The sequence below is a fragment of the Streptomyces sp. AM25 genome, assembly GCF_058146165.1.
Map to the genome: position 1 here is coordinate 170,728 of NZ_JBKIWN010000014.1, position 15,089 is coordinate 185,816.

14 protein-coding genes and 1 pseudogene are annotated in these 15,089 nt (G+C 71.8%); 8 read left to right on the plus strand and 7 right to left on the minus strand.

Annotated elements, in window-relative coordinates; genetic code table 11:
• The first annotated feature begins 159 nt into the window (after positions 1-159).
• From ACLHRZ_RS19885 to ACLHRZ_RS19910, 6 genes and pseudogenes are all read left to right on the plus strand, one after another.
• A complete protein-coding gene (locus ACLHRZ_RS19885) occupies positions 160-1,212 on the plus strand; it encodes a transaldolase family protein (RefSeq protein WP_490419821.1) in 1,053 nt (350 codons plus the stop codon).
• 74 nt (positions 1,213-1,286) lie between these two features.
• Complete coding sequence (locus ACLHRZ_RS19890) at positions 1,287-1,766, plus strand: YciI family protein (protein WP_490419822.1); 480 nt, start codon at positions 1,287-1,289, stop codon at positions 1,764-1,766.
• Positions 1,767-1,851: 85 nt separating this feature from the next.
• Positions 1,852-2,361: pseudogene (locus tag ACLHRZ_RS19895) on the plus strand (Scr1 family TA system antitoxin-like transcriptional regulator).
• A complete protein-coding gene (locus ACLHRZ_RS19900) occupies positions 2,354-2,617 on the plus strand; it encodes a Scr1 family TA system antitoxin-like transcriptional regulator (RefSeq protein WP_490419957.1) in 264 nt (87 codons plus the stop codon). Before ACLHRZ_RS19895 ends, ACLHRZ_RS19900 begins: the two are co-directional and overlap by 8 nt.
• 350 nt (positions 2,618-2,967) lie before the next feature.
• Entirely contained in the window at positions 2,968-3,747 is a 780-nt protein-coding gene (locus tag ACLHRZ_RS19905; protein ID WP_490419823.1) for a hypothetical protein, read from the plus strand.
• A 114-nt stretch (positions 3,748-3,861) separates the two neighbouring features.
• A complete protein-coding gene (locus ACLHRZ_RS19910) occupies positions 3,862-4,047 on the plus strand; it encodes an antitoxin (protein ID WP_490419824.1) in 186 nt (61 codons plus the stop codon).
• 69 nt (positions 4,048-4,116) lie between these two features.
• Here ACLHRZ_RS19910 and ACLHRZ_RS19915 read toward each other — a convergent pair whose 3' ends face one another.
• The 5 genes from ACLHRZ_RS19915 to ACLHRZ_RS19935 form a co-directional block, all read right to left on the minus strand.
• Positions 4,117-5,469 (minus strand): nitrosuccinate lyase, encoded by a 1,353-nt coding sequence (locus ACLHRZ_RS19915; protein ID WP_490419958.1) that lies wholly within the window; start codon positions 5,467-5,469, stop codon positions 4,117-4,119.
• Positions 5,470-5,498: 29 nt separating this feature from the next.
• On the minus strand, positions 5,499-7,466 hold the full coding sequence (locus ACLHRZ_RS19920; protein ID WP_490419825.1) for an FAD/NAD(P)-binding protein: 1,968 nt from the start codon (positions 7,464-7,466) through the stop codon (positions 5,499-5,501).
• A gap of 41 nt (positions 7,467-7,507) precedes the next feature.
• Positions 7,508-9,082 carry a class I adenylate-forming enzyme family protein gene (locus tag ACLHRZ_RS19925; protein ID WP_490419826.1) on the minus strand — a complete coding sequence of 525 codons (1,575 nt, stop codon included), beginning with the start codon at positions 9,080-9,082 and terminating at the stop codon, positions 7,508-7,510.
• Positions 9,079-9,645 (minus strand): SRPBCC family protein, encoded by a 567-nt coding sequence (locus ACLHRZ_RS19930; protein ID WP_490419827.1) that lies wholly within the window; start codon positions 9,643-9,645, stop codon positions 9,079-9,081. The genes ACLHRZ_RS19925 and ACLHRZ_RS19930 overlap by 4 nt, the downstream gene beginning before the upstream one ends.
• 239 nt (positions 9,646-9,884) lie before the next feature.
• The gene (locus tag ACLHRZ_RS19935; RefSeq protein WP_490419959.1) at positions 9,885-10,847 is read right to left on the minus strand and encodes an NADPH:quinone reductase; all 963 of its coding nucleotides are present in this window, start codon (positions 10,845-10,847) and stop codon (positions 9,885-9,887) included.
• A gap of 156 nt (positions 10,848-11,003) precedes the next feature.
• Here ACLHRZ_RS19935 and ACLHRZ_RS19940 point away from each other — a divergent pair, with 156 nt between their 5' ends.
• A complete protein-coding gene (locus ACLHRZ_RS19940; protein ID WP_490419828.1) occupies positions 11,004-11,624 on the plus strand; it encodes a mycothiol-dependent nitroreductase Rv2466c family protein in 621 nt (206 codons plus the stop codon).
• Complete coding sequence (locus tag ACLHRZ_RS19945; protein ID WP_490419829.1) at positions 11,624-12,064, plus strand: GNAT family N-acetyltransferase; 441 nt, start codon at positions 11,624-11,626, stop codon at positions 12,062-12,064. The genes ACLHRZ_RS19940 and ACLHRZ_RS19945 overlap by 1 nt, the downstream gene beginning before the upstream one ends.
• 58 nt (positions 12,065-12,122) lie before the next feature.
• Here ACLHRZ_RS19945 and ACLHRZ_RS19950 read toward each other — a convergent pair whose 3' ends face one another.
• Positions 12,123-13,460 (minus strand): SufS family cysteine desulfurase, encoded by a 1,338-nt coding sequence (locus ACLHRZ_RS19950; RefSeq protein ID WP_490419830.1) that lies wholly within the window; start codon positions 13,458-13,460, stop codon positions 12,123-12,125.
• Positions 13,447-14,820 (minus strand): family 2B encapsulin nanocompartment shell protein, encoded by a 1,374-nt coding sequence (locus ACLHRZ_RS19955; RefSeq protein WP_490419831.1) that lies wholly within the window; start codon positions 14,818-14,820, stop codon positions 13,447-13,449. Before ACLHRZ_RS19955 ends, ACLHRZ_RS19950 begins: the two co-directional genes overlap by 14 nt.
• Positions 14,821-15,089 lie beyond the last annotated feature (269 nt).

The window sequence follows — 15,089 nt, forward strand, 5'->3', positions numbered from 1 at the left end:
AAAAGCCGGGTGATCCATCAAGTCGGCGGGCGGATGGTGACGGACGGTGTACGACCGTCCGGGAACCCCTGGTTCGAATCCTGGACGTTCTTTATCCTGATTCCCGCCCCCCAGTCTTCAGCTTCGTCAGCCACCAGCCCACGGGAGCCGGACCATTCCATGACAGAACGGGACTTGCACCGCCTGGCGGCGGAGGGGGTGTCGCCGTGGCTCGACGGCGTCGGCAGGGAGCTCCTCGCGACGGGCGGCTTCGCGGACCTCGTCCGGCACCGGGGGGTGCGGGGCGCGCGGCTGAACGCGGCGGCGCTGAGCGGTGTGGATGCCGGCCATGCGGAGCAACTCCGCTTCCTCTCCCACCGCGACGTGCCGCGCGACGAGGCGTTACGGGCCCTGATCGCATGCGACGCGCGCTGGGCCTGCGACGACCTCCTGCCGGTGTACGAGGCCACGCGGGGCCGGGAGGGCCACGTCTCGGTGGACGCCGGCCCGGCCGGCGTGGAGCCCCTGATCCGCGCGGTCAACAGACCCAACGTGCTGGTGAAGATCCCGGCCACGGCGGACGGTGCACTGGAGACCGTCCGCACCTGCATCGCGCGCAGGATCGGCGTCCACGTCACGGAGATCTTCTCGCTGCGCCGCTACGGGGAGGTGGCGGACGCCTACGCGTCCGGCCTGGAGCGCGCCCGCGCCGCGGGCCATGACCTCTCCGGCATCGCCTCGGTGGCCGAGCTGCCCGTGGGCCGCATCGACGCCGAAGTGAACCGCCGACTGGCCCTGTTGGGCACCGCGCAGGCCCGCGCCCTGCACGGCGAGGCGGGCCGCGCGGCGGCGCGCATGGTGTACGACGCGTACGAGGACCGGCTGGGCGGCGACCGCTGGGCCTCCCTCGCCGCCTCCGGCGCCCGCCCCCAGACGGTGATGTGGTCGGAAGTCCGCTGCGCGGAACGCTTCGTGGCCTGGGGCACGGCGGTGGCGTTGCCGCTGCCGCTGGGTTCCGGGCCGTGCCCGCTGTCCCTGCAGGGCGACACCCTGAGCGGCCGCGAGGCGGCGGGCCGAGCGGTGTGGGGTGCGCTGGGCCGGCTGGGGGTGGGCTACGGGGCGGTGTGCCGGACCCTGGAGGAGGAGAGCGCGGAGGCGGCGCGGGGGGCATGGCGCCGGGTGCGCGAGGCGGTGGGCGAACGGCTGACCGGGGTGCAGTTGCTGCGGTCGTGATGTCGAGATCCGCCGCACGGCTCCGACTTCCTGCCGAAGTACCCACCCGGACACAAGAAGCGAGGAGCAAAGACATGAAGTACCTCCTGATCATGCAGGTCAATCAGGACGTTCTGGAGGCCCTCTCGGAGGACGAGCGGAAGCTCGTGATGGACGGCCACGGCGCGTTCCTGAAGACCGTCCAGGACTCCGGGGAGTTCGTTTTCACCCAGGCGCTCGCCCACCCGGCGAACTCGACCGTCGTCAGCGGTACCGGTGGCGTGCCCGCTGTCACCGACGGGCCGTTCGTCGAGGCCAAGGAGTTCGTGGGCGGCTTCTACCTGGTCGACTGCGAGAGCAAGAAGCGCGCGATCGAGCTCGCCCAACTCATTCCGGACACCCGGATCAAGGGCCTGTCGGTCGAGGTCCGCCCGGCGATGGACTCGTGTCCCGGCGGCCTCAACGCTTCATCCGCACCATTCAGGAGGCCCTCCAGCGGCTTCGTTCCCCCGCGAGCGGTGAGTTTCGGCGTTCGGGCTGAAACCGGGCTGGTTGCCGAGCAGGATCCGCGGTAACGAGGTGAGTGCACCGGGGAGGCAGGGCACGGTGACGGACGAGGCTTGCCAGCCGCCGCTCGGCTGACGGTACTGCGGGAACCAGTTGAAGCTGTGGCGGACGGGTGCCGGCTTCACGCGGGACGAGCTCGCCAAGGAGGCGGGGTACGGGCACGCGACCATCGAGTCGATGGAGCTCGGGCGGCGACGGCCGACCGAGCGGGTGCTGCAGATCGCGGACGGGATGTTCGGGGCGCGGGGGAAGTTGCTGGCGGGGCTGGATTATTTGCAGCCTGAATCCGTGGTTCCGGTGCGGCCATGGGACTATCGGCGATACGAGGCCGAGACGGTCGCCGTCAGCGAATATCAACCGGTGTCGTTTCCAGGGCTGCTCCAGACCGAGGAGACGATGCGCGCTATGTTTGACGCTCGCTGACCGCCCGTGGACGACGAATCGGTCGAGGAACTCGTGGCGGCCCGGCTGGGTCGACAGCCGCTCTTGCAGAAGTTGACGACATCGTTCAGCTTCATCATCCAAGAGGCCGTGTTCCACCACCAGTTCGGGGGGTTCCGAGGCACACCGGCGACAGCTGCGTCACTTGTTGAAGGTGGGTAGTCAGCGGAACGTGAACGTGCAGGTGATGGAAACGAGGGGCTGGCACTCCGGACTCAGCGGGCCTTTCGCCCTCCTGGACTTGCCGGATCACGACCGCCTCGCCTACGTGGAGGGGCAGACGGTACAAGTACTTTACGGCGCACCTGAACAGGTGAATCTCCTGTCTCAACGCTATGCGGCGATTGCTGGGCGGGCGCTCGGGCCCACGGAATCGACGGAGCTCATTGAGAGATTGACGGAGGAGCTGGGAGCGTAACCCGTCCACCGTCCGCATCCGAGACTCGAAGCTCGGCAACAGCCCGCAGACAGGGCTCTCGTCGGCCGCCTGGACGGCGTTCATAGAGCACCCGAGCTTCGGGTCCCGGGACCCGAGCGCTCTGTCCAAGGAATGGTGGGTCGTAAGACCCACCCACCCTCCCAACTCCCGCGCTTACACGTCCGGATGACATTTCCGGTGCATGGCGTTTCGGCCCTCCGCCGCCGTGTAGCGTGCGCAGCAACAAACAACCCCCGCTCGGTGCTGGAACACCGGAACGGGGGTCTGACCACCAAGATCGAACAGGACCCGATCTCATGGCTGCCGCCCAGCTTAGCCCTGCCCCGCCCATGGCCCGACCCGGGTACGGGAAGCGTTCCGTACCCGACGAAGCCCCGCGCAGCGGCAACGCGTTCGCGCACCTCCCGGCCCGCGAAGCCTCCGTCGCCGCCCACATCGACCGGCTTCCCGACGGTGCCGCCATGGACATCAAGACCCTGGCCAAGGAGATCGCCGCCTACGGGCAGCAGGCCGTGGCCTCCGCCCTCAAGGCGATCTCGGCAGCCGGGCACCTGCGCCGCGTCCGTGAGCGTCTCGACGGCGACCGCACGCAGTGGGTCCAGCGCACGTACTTCTCCCGCACCCCGCGCAGCGACGCCTGGTGGGCGCGGCACCTCGGCGGTTCGCCCGCAGGGGCGGCGGCCGAGGCGCCGCGGCCCGTTCACCCGCCCGAGCGCACCGCCGCCTATGCCGCCCTCGCCGGGCTCGGCCGTGCCGACCCCCGTATGACGCTGTCGGCCGCCGAGTGGCTCGCCCGCGGGGTGTCCGTGCCGCAGTTCGTACAGGCCCTCACCAGCGGGCTTCCCGCCACCGTCCATGTCCCGGGCCCCTTCGCCCGCAAGCGGCTCACCGACAGGATGCCGCCCGAGCCGGAACCCGAGCCCATCCGCATCCGCATCATGGAGTGCACCGGGTGTGGTGTGCCCGGGCGGCCCGAGGCCCTGCCCGGCGGGCTGTGCCGGGCGTGCCGTCACGACGACGGTCCGGCCGGCCGGGAAGCACCGGGCGACCCCTATGTCCATGCCCGCGTCGACGGGTTGAGGGCCTTGCTCGTACGTACCGGACGGTAGGCCGACTCCCTCTATTCGCTCATTTGGGCTAACCGGCCAGGACGGCCGGGTGCCGAGCGGCTTTCCTGGGGAGGAGTGGGGTTCACCCGATCGCCTCGCCGCAAGGAGACCGCCATGAGCGTGATGGACAAGCTGAAGCAGATGCTGAAGGGGCACGAGGACACGGCCGGGAAGGGCATCGACAAGGCGGGTGACTTCGTCGACGAGAAGACCCAGGGCAAGTACAGCAGCCAGGTCGATACCGCTCAGGACAAGCTCAAGGAGCAGCTCGGCAGCGACGAGGACCGGCCTCCGCAGTAGAGGGATCACATGCCGGCGCAAATCCTCACGACACGCCGTCCGAAGTGAGGATTTGCGCCGGCACCACCCCTACGAACACCCCAGCGCCCGGTCCGTCAGCGCCCCCGCCACCCCCGTGTACCCCGCGGGGTCGCACAGGTCCGCCAGTTCGGCCGGAGTGAAGTGCTGCGCAAGCAGCTCCCGCAGTGGCCGGCCACCGCTCCGTGCCTCCGCCGCCGCCTGCGTCAGGACCCGTTTCGCCTCCGCCTTGCCCAGTCGCGGTGCCAGCACCGCGGCGATCCGTTCCGTCACCACCTGCGCGCCGGTCAGCGCGAGGTTCTCCCGCATGCGGTCCGGGTGCACGGTCAGGCCCTCCGCCAGTTCTGCTGCGGTGTGGGCCGCGCCGCCCGTCAGGCGGAGGCACTCGCGCAACAGCTGCCACTCCGCATGCCAGACGCCCGCCGAGCGTTCGTCCTCGGTGAGCAGTGATTGAGTCAACCCGACTGCCATCACCGGCACTTGCAGTGCCGCGCTCCGGACCAGCGTCGCCAGTACCGGGTTCTGCTTCTGCGGCATGGCCGACGAGCTTCCCCGTCCCGCGACCGGTGCCTCCGTGACCTCGCCCGTCTCCGTGCGGGTCAGGGCCAGTACGTCCACGGCGATCTTCCCCAGTGCCCCGGCCGTGAAGGCCAGGGCCGCGCCCAGGTCGGCCGGGGGGGTGCGCAGCGCGTGCCAGGGGAGGGCCGGTGCCGCCAGCCCCGTCTCCTCCGCGAACGCCGTCAGCAGCCGGTTCGCGTAGGCTGCGCCGTCCAGGACGCCCTCCAGGCGGGCGTACTCCACGTACCCCGCCAGCGTGCCCGCCGCTCCGCCGAGCGAGACCGGGAGGCGCTCCTGCACCTCCGCCAGCCGCGCGTCCGCATCCAGCACCAACTGCCGCCAGCCCGCCGCCTTCAGGCCGAAGGTGGTGGGTACTGCGTGCAGGGCCAGGGTGCGGCCGGGCATCGGCGTGTCCCGGTGCGTCCCCGCAAGTGCCGCCAGCGCAGCCGCCGTTCGCGCCAGGTCCGCCCGCACCGGACCCAGCGTCCGGCGCGCCACCAGCATCGCGCCCGTGTCCAGGATGTCCTGGCTCGTCGAACCGCGGTGCACGTATTCCGCAGCCGCCGGGTCCGTCTCCGCGACGACCCGGGTGAGGGCCTGGACCAGGCCCACGACCGGGTTCGCCGTCTCCCGCGACGCCAGCGCCAACTCCCGTACGTCCAGGCGGTCGGCGCGGGCCGCGGCCGTGATGGCGGACGCGGCCTGCGCCGGCAGGGTGCCCAGACGGGCCTGGGTGCGGGCCAGGGCGGCCTCCGCGTCGAGCATGGCCTGCAGCCATGCCCGGTCGCAGACGGCCGCCTCGGCGGGGGTGCCCGCCCGGACCGGTGAGAGCAGGCCCGCGTCCATGAGCGCGTCGAGCGCGTCGAGTGTGTCGCTCACACGATCACGCCCGTCGGCTCCGACTCCGGGCGCACCGGGCGCAGCGCGGCCGGCACATGGGCCACCGGCGGCAGGGCCAGTACCGCGCGGGCCATCGCGTCGGAGTCGCCGAGCGTCACGGAGTCGACGCCGGGGCGGATGCCCGCGGCGGTCACCCAGTGCACGGCCTCGGTCGGGACGCCGTAGGCGAAGCGGCGCGGGTGGGCGTGACCGCGGCCGTCGATGACGTGGTACGGGCGTTCGGTGACCGCGAGGCCGCCGGTCTCGTAGCTGCTGCCGGTGGCGGCGTCGATGCGGAAGGTCGTGATCTGGTCGGTGTTGAGCAGGTGCCGCAGCAACGGGTCGGCGGTGCGGCGCAGATCGGGTTCCGGCAGCCGCGCCTCGATCAGGACCTTGGAGCGGATCGGTTCGCCGGGCACGACGTCCGAGCTCGCCGTGAACGCCGCCGCCTCCGCCGTGTCGATGCGGACCACCGTGCCCGGCCCCGTCACCACCAGCACCCCCGCCTCGATCAGCGCGATCATCTCCTCGATGCGCCGGGCCGGCGGGCCGATGGAGAGGAAGGCGTTGAGCGGCGTGTACCAGCCGTCGAGGTCGTCGCGGTGCGAAGTGCCCTCCAGGCCGCCGTGGTCGACGGCGAGACGGATCTCGTTGCGCAGGTCGCGCATCACGTCCAGTGCGGCCTTGAGCGGGCCGCTGACGTTGCCGGCGCGGGCCGCCCGTACGTCCTCGGCCAGGTAGGAGAGGAGCCAGGCGTGGAAGTCCTCGCGCGAGGCGAACTCCCGCTCCCCGTACGGCTTGGAGAGGCGCTCCCAGCTCCAGCGGGCGGCGGCCGGGATGGCGTACTCGTCGAGCAGCGCCTCGCGCTCGTCCTCTTCCGCGAGGGCGAGGAAGCGGGTGGTGAACGGCTCGCGTTCGTCGGCGCGGCCCCACGACTCCAGCAGGGTGCCGTAGTAGACGCTCTCCACCTCGCGGGCGATCAGCGGCCACAGGTCGGTGCCGAAGCGGACGGGGATGCCGACCGCCGCGCGGTCGCGCAGCGTCGCGATGTGCTCGGCCGTGAGGAGGCGCGGGAAGTAACGCCCGTACGCGCCCTTCTCGTTCTCGCCGCGTGCGTGGTACGGGATGCCGCGCCGGGAGAAGGCGTACAGCTTCGGCTCCCGGCCGGAGGGGCGGTACGTCAGCCGTCCCTCGGCGTCGTGGTCGAAGGTGCCGCCGCGGCCGGCCGTGAACAGGGCCATGTGGTCGAAGAAGTTGAGGCCCAGCCCGCGCAGCAGGACGGGCTCGCCGGGGCGGATCGTCGTCAGGTCGACGTCGGCCGGGTTGGCGGGCGTGATGTAGCCGAGGTGGTGGATGCGGGCGAGGCTGGCGGTGCGGGCCTCGCGGGGCGAGAGGTGGGCGGGGACGTGGCCCAGGGCCATGACGATCGCGTCGAGGCGGTTCAGCCGGGTGCCGTCCTCCAGGCGGATGCCCTGCGGGCCGCCGGGGACGCCCTCGGTGTCCGCCATGGCCACCGCGTGCGAGCGGTGCACGACGACCTCGACGTGCTGCGGCGCCCGGTCCACGACCTGCCGGAAGCAGTCGTGCAGGTAGCGGCCGTAGAACGCGCGCGTGGGGTAGGTGTCGGGGCCGAGCCGGCGGGCCTCGGCCGCGGTCTCGGCGTCCTGCTCCCCGGCCTCCGGGCTCTGCGCCCACTCGTAGAGGCTCGGGCCGGGCTCGACCGGGCCCTCGATCCGCGCGCTGTCGTCCGTGAACACCGTGATCTGCGAGGCCACGGTGTTCATCAGGAGCTGGCGGGACTGCTCGGGCCGCCAGACCGTGCCGGCGCCCGGGGCCGCGGGGTCGACCACGTGGACGGTCACGGAGCGGTGCGAGGGCGCGGCGCGCTCGTTGGCGCACAGCCGCTCCAGGACGGACAGTCCGCGCGGCCCGACGCCGACGATGCAGACCTCGATGTGGCTCATATTGCCCATATTGCTCATGTGGCTCACGTGGTTCGTGCGGCTCACTGAGTACCGCCCTTCCCGGCCTGGAGGAGCCTGGCGAGCTCCACGCGCTTGATCTTGGTGGTGGCGGTGTGCGGCAGGTCCTCCAGGCGCCACTGCACCGGGTCCGCCATGGGGGCGAGACCGCGGACGGCGGCCTGCCAGGCGACCTGGTCGAGGGGCTTGTCGTTCTTGGTGCAGACGACGGGGACGGCCGCGCCGTGCTCGCCCGGCACGATGATGACCTCGACGAGTTCGGGGAGCCGCGCGAAGAGCGTGTCCTCGACGGCCAGGGTGCTCTCGATGCCGGGGATCACGTCGATCTCGCGGTCGAGCAGGTGCAGGCAGCCGCGCCTGGTGCGGTAGCCGACGTCGCCCATGCGCCACCAGCCGCCGTCGGCGGTCTGCTTCTCCCAGCGCTCGTGCTCGCCGAGGTAGGTGATGATCCGGCCGTCGCTGCGGACCTCGATGGTGCCGGGGTTGGTCCGCGACGGCGGGTTGCCGTCGCGGCTGACGACGCGCACGCCCGTCATCCCGGGGAACGGCACGCCCACGCAGCGCCCGTCGGCCTCCGCGCCGCGGCCCTTGGTGTACGTGCGGGCTGCGATCGGGCCGACCTCGCTCTGTCCGTACGCCTGGGCGAACAGCGGGTGTTCGCGCCGCGAGGCGCCGAGCAGCCGGTGCACGGTGCGGGGGTGGATGGCGTCGAAGGTGCTGCTGAAGTACTTCACGTTCGCGAGCGGCTTCCGCGGGTCGTCCACGAGCTCTTCCCAGCGCATGAACGAGTTGGGGTGCGCCTCGATGAACCCGGGCGGTGCCTGGGCGAAGATCTCGCCCACGACGGCCGGATCGTCGTCGCGGAGCACGATGAGCGGATGCCCCTGGAGGACGGCGATGGGCATGGCCGTGAACATCCGCGAGTGCACGAACGACACGTGCACGGCCAGCGGTTCGCGCTTGCTGACGAAGGCCACGACGGAGGCCTGGGGCCGGTAACGGGCCTGGAACGTACGGCCCGTGTGCACGGCGAGCTTGGGCGTGCCCGTGGTGCCGGAGGTGTGCGTGACGAGGGTGGGGTGGTCCGGCGACATGGTGACGGGCGCGACGCGGGGGGAACCGGCGAGCGAGGCCAGTCCGGTGGCGCCGGTGTGGCCGCCCGAGGTGATGAGGACCTGCTCGGCGAGGCCGAACACGGTGTCCGGGAGGTCGTGTTCGAGCTTCGCCCCGTCGGTGACCAGGTGCGGGCGGTCGACGCGGCGGATCAGCTCGGCGACGGTCGCGCCGTCGAGCTTCGACGAGAGCAGCACCGGGACGGCGCCGATGCGCGCCACGGCGCAGGCGAGGAGCGAGATGTCGAAGCCGTCGGTCTTGTGGACGACCACGTGCTCCCCGGGCCGCACCCTGGCGGCCCATAGCCGGGAGGCGAAGTCGTCGACCAGCTCGGCGACTTCGGTGAGGGTGAGCCGCGTGCCGAGCTGCGGGGCGATGTCGAGCGTGTGGTCCAGGACCACGGGGCCGGCCGGGTGCCGGGCCGCGGCGCGGTCGAAGAGCGTGCCGAGCCGGATTCCTTTGTTGCCGATGCGCTGGAGAATCACCGGCTGCTCTTTTCGGTCTTCCCGGTCTTCTCGATGACGGCCTTTATGCGGGCGAGCGTGACGTCCAGGTCGTCGACGAGTTTCGCGGACCAGTCGTGCACGAAACGGCGGCGGCCGTCCTCGTCCAGGCCGGCGACTATCTTGTGAATTCCCTCGGTGGCGTGGCCCATCCGGAAATGGTGGGTGAGGAGGGAGGTGCCGTCCCCGGCGGATTCGATGTCGAATCCCCAGAGGCTTTCCTGGTTCTCCCGGGCGTGCGTGAGCATCACCCACCGGAACGTCGTGCCCGGCTCGGCCGCCACCACGCGGGCCTCGGTGTACCAGGTGCCCCGCACGAGCGGGGCCCAGGCGACGACGTCCTCGCTCCGCAGGTTCTCGCCCCGGAACACGGCGCCCACGGTGGCCGGCTCCCCGATCCACTCGCCGCCCCGGCACTCGGGGCTCCATTCGGAACTGCGGCGCAGGTCGCTCACGACGGAATAGATTTCGAGGGGGGACGCGTTTACACGCGTTTCTGCGCGGACCTCGAAAAGGGGGACGGAATCGATGATGGATTCGCTCATGGCATTGACCTTGCCGGTGGCTTTGGGGGCGGGTCAAAGGTGCGGGTGGGTTATTGTCAAGTCGGGGCCCACAGCGCCCCGTCAGGGGCGCGGGGAACTGCGCGCTCAGCCACGACGCGCCTGCAGTCGAGGTCCCCCAGCTACCGCTGGGGGTGCCCCCAGGGGCTTCGCCCCGGACCCCTGGGGTGGTGCGTCGACTGCGGGCCGGTGGGGGCTGGTCGCGCAGTTCCCCGCGCCCCTTACGGGGCGCCCACGCTCAGCACCAACTTGCCCCGCAGGCCACCGCTTTCGACCCGTCGGTGCGCCTCCGCCGCTGCGCTCAGCGGCATCACCTCGACGGCCCTCGGCCGCAACAGCCCGGCTGGCGTCAGCCGATTGACGGCAGCCGCCGCCTCGGCGAGCTCGCTCGTCGTCGCCTGCGAGATCGCAAACCCCGTCACGGAACAGTCCTTCAGGTACAGCGCCCCCACCGGCAGCACCGGCCGCGTGCGCAACCCGGCCATCACCACGATCCGCCCCCGCTTGGCCAGCAGCTCCACGGCCGTCGGCAGGTCGTTCCGTGCCGACGTGTCCACGTATACGTCGATCCCGCCGGGAGGCGACGCCTCCGGGTCCCGGTAGTCGACGACCTCGGCCGCGCCCAACGAGCGGCAGTACTCGGCGTCTTCGGCCCGCGCCGTGGCGATGACCCGGGCCCCGGCCCGGGCCGCCATCACCACCAGGGCGCTGCCCACGTTGCCCGCCGCCCCGGCGACGAGCACCGTTTCGCCGGCCCGGAGGCGGCCGTGGGTGAACAGGGCCAGGTAGGCCGTGGCGGCCGGGTGGGCGAGGGCCACGGTTTCCACGGGGTCGACGCCGTCGGGCAGGCGGTAGAGGCGGTCGGCCGGGACGACCACGCGTTCGGCCGCGGCGCCCTGCCGCCCGTCGTGGCCCATGCTGTTGCACCACACGCGGTCCCCGGGGCGGAACCCGGGGGCCCCGGGGCCGGCCTCGGCCACCGTGCCGACGAGGTCTCGGCCCACGACGAACGGGAACGCGAGCGGGGTGCGCCAGGCACCCGAACGCACGAAGGTGTCCACGTGGTTGACGGCCGTCGCCGTCACCTCGACCACCACGTCGGTGGGACCCGGCTGCGGAACGGGCAGTTCGCCGTAGCGGATGACCTCCGGCGGCCCGAGCTCTTCTGTGTAAGCGGCGCGCATGATCACGGCCCGATCGTGGCACCGCGCGCGAGCGGCCGTCTGCGCCCGTACGGGTTTTCCCGGGAGGTCTGTCAAGTCGACCGGACCCGATTGGCCCAGGGAACCGATCGCCAAGTGGCCTGCGGCTCTGGTCCAGTGGCCGGTTAGGTTCGGCGCATGACCGAGACCGGCAAGACCACCACCGTCGACTTCTGGTTCGACTCCGCCTGCCCCTTCGCCTGGATAGCCTCCCGCTGGATCCTGGAGGTCGAGGCGCAGCGCGACATCGAGGTGCGCTTCCACGCGATGAGCCTGTTCCTGCACAACGTCGGCAACGAACTGCCGGAGTGGTACCGCGAGCTCGTCGACAAGTCCATCGGCCCCGCCCGTGTGGCCGCGGCCGTCGCACAGCACCACGGCGAGGAGCGGCTGCACGACCTCTACACGGCCTTCGGCACCCGCATCCACCAGCAGAAGAACGACGACTTCGACGCCGTCGTCCGCGAGTCCCTGGCCGAACTCGGGCTGCCCGCCGAGCTGGCCGGTGCCGCGCACGGCGCCGACTACGACGAGGCCCTGCGCGCGAGCCACGACGCGGGCAAGGACCCGGTGGCCGAGGCGTACGTCGGCACCCCGACGATCCACATCGACGGTGTCGCGTTCTTCGGCCCCGTCCTCAGCTCGATCCCGCGCGGCGAGGATGCGCTGAAGGTCTTCGACGGCGTCCGTCTGCTCGCGGGCTACCAGGACTTCTTCGAGCTCAAGCGGACCCGTACGGGATCGCTGGACGTCCACTGATGCCCGTGCAGTTGACCATGACGGAGGTCGTACCGGGCGACCCCCGCATGGCCGCCGACGTGCAGCCGCTGCTGCACGCCCTGCGCCCGGCGCTGACGCCCGAGGCGTGCGCCGCGTTCGTGGCGGAGGCGCATGCGCAAGGGCTCGTCTTCCTCGCCGCGTACGACGCGGAGGGACGCTGCGCGGGGCTGGCCGCGTACCGGGTGCTGGTGACGAGCCGGGGCCGGGTGCTGTTCGTGGACGATCTCGTCACGGATCCGGGGCGTCGCTCCGAGGGTGTCGGGGCGCGCCTGTGGGAGGAGCTGGAGTCCCGCGCGGCGCACGCCGGTTGTGAGCGCGTGGAGCTGGACTCGGGGGTGACGAACGGCGGTGCGCACCGCTTCTACCACGCGCGCGGCATGACGGTCTCGGCCTTCCACTTCGCGAGCGCGCTGCGCTGACGGGGGCGGCGCCCTGAAGGCACCCAGGCACCCAGGGAACCGCCCCCGCCCCTCTCCGTCAGCCCTGCTCCTGCAGCCGCATCAGCGAGTCCACCAACTGGTCGACCTCCTCTGCCGTGTTGTACAGCGCGAGCGAGGCCCGTGCCGCGCTCTCCAGGCCGTAGAACCGCAGCGCAGGCTGTGCGCAGTGGTGTCCGGCCCGCACCGCGATGCCGTCCTGGTCGAGCCAGGACGCGATGGCCGTCGGGTCCTGCCCGGCCATCGTGAACGTCAGCACGGCCACCCGCTCGGGCGCCGACCCGAGGATTTCGAGGCCCGGCACCGTGGCGAGCACCTGCTGTGCGTACTGCGTCAGGGCCGTCTCGTACGCGGCGACGGCGCGGTGGTCGAAGGACGTCAGCCACTCCATGGCGGCCCGCAGCCCGACCGGGCCGGACAGGTCGCCCGTGCCCGCTTCGAGGCGGTGCGGGACGGGCGCGAACGTACTGCCCGTGAAGTCGACATGGTCGATCATGTTGCCGCCGCCCTGCCAGGGCCGCAGGCCCTCCAGGACCTCCGGCTTGGCGTACAGCGCACCGATCCCCGTAGGGCCGTAGAGCTTGTGGCCCGAGAAGACGTAGAAGTCCGCGTCCAGGTCCTGGACGTCCACGGGGAAGTGGGCCACTGCCTGGGCGCCGTCGATCAGCACCCGGGCCCCGTAGCGGTGCGCGAGTGCGGTCATCTCCTTGACGGGCGGCACCGTGCCCAGCACGTTCGACGCGTGGCTGACGGCCACCAGCTGGGTGCGGTAGGACAGCAGGTCCGCGAAGGCGGCCTGGTCGATCTGCCCGTCCGGGAGCAGCGGGATGGGCACGACCCGGGCCTTGCGCTCCTTGGCGATCAACTGCCAGGGGACGATGTCCGAGTGGTGCTCCAGGGTGGAGACCAGGATCTCGTCCCCGGGACCGAGGTTGTCCCGCCCCCAGCTCTGCGCGACCAGGTTGACGGCCTCGGTCGTGCCGCGCGTGAAGACGATGCTGTCGGGGGACGCGGCCCCCAGGAAGCCCGCCACCGCCGCCCGGCCGCCCTCGTACGCCTCCGTGGCCTCGCGGGCCAGGGTGTGCGCACCGCGGTGGATGTTGGAGTTGGTGGTGCTGTAGTAGCCCGCGAGGGCCTCGATCACCTGGCGGGGCTTCTGGGTCGTGGCGCCGTTGTCGAGCCACACGAGCGGGCGGCCGTTGACCGTGCGGTGCAGGATCGGGACGTCGCGCCGGGCGAGTTCGGGGTCGAAGCCGCCGCCGCGGGTGCTCCCGGTGCGCACGTCCGGGCGGTCCGCGGTGGCGGTCCCGGCGGTGACGTCCGGGACGGCCGGGACATCCGTGACGCCCGTGACGTCCATAACGTCAGGAGTAGTCATGGTAGTTCGACACCTCGACGTTCTCGAGGACGGCGAGTGCGTCCTCGACCAGCACCGCGGCGTTGAAGTACGCCGTCAGCAGGTACGAGGTGATCGCCTTGCGGTCCGTGCCCATGTTGCGCATGGACAGGCCGGGCTCGACCTCGTCGGGCACGCCGGAGGGGCGCAGTCCGACGACGCCCTGTTCGGCCTCGCCGGTGCGCATGAGCAGGATCTGCGACGTCCCGCAGGGGCCGGTGAGGGGCATCTTGTCGGAGGGCAGCAGCGGTACTCCGCGCCAGGTCAGCAGCGGGCTGCCGAACCTGGAGTCGGTCACCGGGGGCACACCCCGCCGCGTACACTCCCGGCCGAACGCGGCGATGGCGCGCGGGTGGGCGAGGAAGTAGCCGGGCTGCTTCCACACCCGGGTCAGCAGCTCGTCGAGGTCGTCGGGGGTCGGCGCGCCGGTGCGGGTCTGCACGCGCTGGCCGGGGGCGACGTTGTTGAGCAGGCCGTACTCGGAGTGGTTGAGGATCATGGCCTCCTGGCGCTCGCGCAGCGCCTGGATGGTGAGACCCGCCTGCACCCGGGTCTGGTCGTGGGGCTCGTTGTACAGGTCGGAGACGCGGGTGTGGACGCGCAGCACGGTCTGGGCGAGGGTCATGTGGTACTCGCGCGGGGCGTCCTCGTACTCGACGTACGTGCCCGGCAGTTCGACCTCGCCGACGTGGCCGCCGGCCAGGTCGACCGGTACCTCGGAGCCGGGGGCGGGCGCGCCGGCGAGGTGGGCGTCGATGGCGGCGCGCAGCGCCGCGTCCCGGCCGGCCAGTGAGTCCAGCACGCTGCGCTCGACGGTGAGCGCCACGCCGGAGGTGAGCGCCTTGACCCGGAACGGCAGCGGGGCGCAGCGCGTCCAGGAGTCGAGGTCGAAGAACTGGCCGTCGCCGACGACCTCCAGCAGGGCGTCCTCGCCGTACCGGCCGGTGACGCGCTTCTCGGCGCGGCCGAGGACGATCACCCAGAGGCGGTCGGCGGCGCCGCCCTCGTCGGCCAGCACCTGCCCGGCGTCGAAGGTCACCTGGGTGAACGCGCCGGCCAGCTCGGCGAGTAAGCCCTCCTCGGCCTCGCGGAGGTAGGGCAGTTCGCGCAGGTCCTCGGGGACGACGCGGTGGGCGTCGCCCTCCTGGTAGGTGCTGATCCTGTCGTCGCCGAGGATGAACGTGCGGCGCCGGTTGACCCGGTAGACGCCGGAGTCGACGTCGACCCAGGGGAGGGCGCGCAGCAGGTAGCGGGGGGTGATCCCGCGCATCTGCGGGGTGGTCTTGTGAGTCGTCGCCAACTGCCGTGCGGCATCGGGTGCGAGACTGAGCCGATCGTTCATGGGGCCTCCCTCGGAGCGGTGTCGCGTCCGTCCGGACGCGGACCGATCGTGCGGTTGGCATGTGACGATCACAAGACGGAGGGTGAGGGAATCGGCCGCTGGCGCGCCGTCCGCATGGTGGACACGGTAACCAGTGAATGGGCTTACGGCCCTGACCATGGGGTGAAGATGATCATGGGAACGGGTGCGCTGCCTGGGAGTTGACCGGAACCGGTCTGCGGAGCGGGGGGTTCCGGGTGGGGGCCCGCGCCCCGTTGGGGGCGCGGTTG

Coding starts and splice junctions, on each gene's coding strand:
- ACLHRZ_RS19885 (WP_490419821.1), top strand. CDS start 160: ATGACAGAACGGGACTTGCACCGCCTGGCGGCGGAGGGGGTGTCGCCG.
- ACLHRZ_RS19890 (WP_490419822.1), top strand. CDS start 1,287: ATGAAGTACCTCCTGATCATGCAGGTCAATCAGGACGTTCTGGAGGCC.
- ACLHRZ_RS19905 (WP_490419823.1), top strand. CDS start 2,968: ATGGCCCGACCCGGGTACGGGAAGCGTTCCGTACCCGACGAAGCCCCG.
- ACLHRZ_RS19910 (WP_490419824.1), top strand. CDS start 3,862: ATGAGCGTGATGGACAAGCTGAAGCAGATGCTGAAGGGGCACGAGGAC.
- ACLHRZ_RS19915 (WP_490419958.1), bottom strand. CDS start 5,469: ATGGACGCGGGCCTGCTCTCACCGGTCCGGGCGGGCACCCCCGCCGAG.
- ACLHRZ_RS19920 (WP_490419825.1), bottom strand. CDS start 7,466: ATGAGCCACATCGAGGTCTGCATCGTCGGCGTCGGGCCGCGCGGACTG.
- ACLHRZ_RS19930 (WP_490419827.1), bottom strand. CDS start 9,645: ATGAGCGAATCCATCATCGATTCCGTCCCCCTTTTCGAGGTCCGCGCA.
- ACLHRZ_RS19935 (WP_490419959.1), bottom strand. CDS start 10,847: ATGCGCGCCGCTTACACAGAAGAGCTCGGGCCGCCGGAGGTCATCCGC.
- ACLHRZ_RS19940 (WP_490419828.1), top strand. CDS start 11,004: ATGACCGAGACCGGCAAGACCACCACCGTCGACTTCTGGTTCGACTCC.
- ACLHRZ_RS19945 (WP_490419829.1), top strand. CDS start 11,624: ATGCCCGTGCAGTTGACCATGACGGAGGTCGTACCGGGCGACCCCCGC.
- ACLHRZ_RS19950 (WP_490419830.1), bottom strand. CDS start 13,460: ATGACTACTCCTGACGTTATGGACGTCACGGGCGTCACGGATGTCCCG.
- ACLHRZ_RS19955 (WP_490419831.1), bottom strand. CDS start 14,820: ATGAACGATCGGCTCAGTCTCGCACCCGATGCCGCACGGCAGTTGGCG.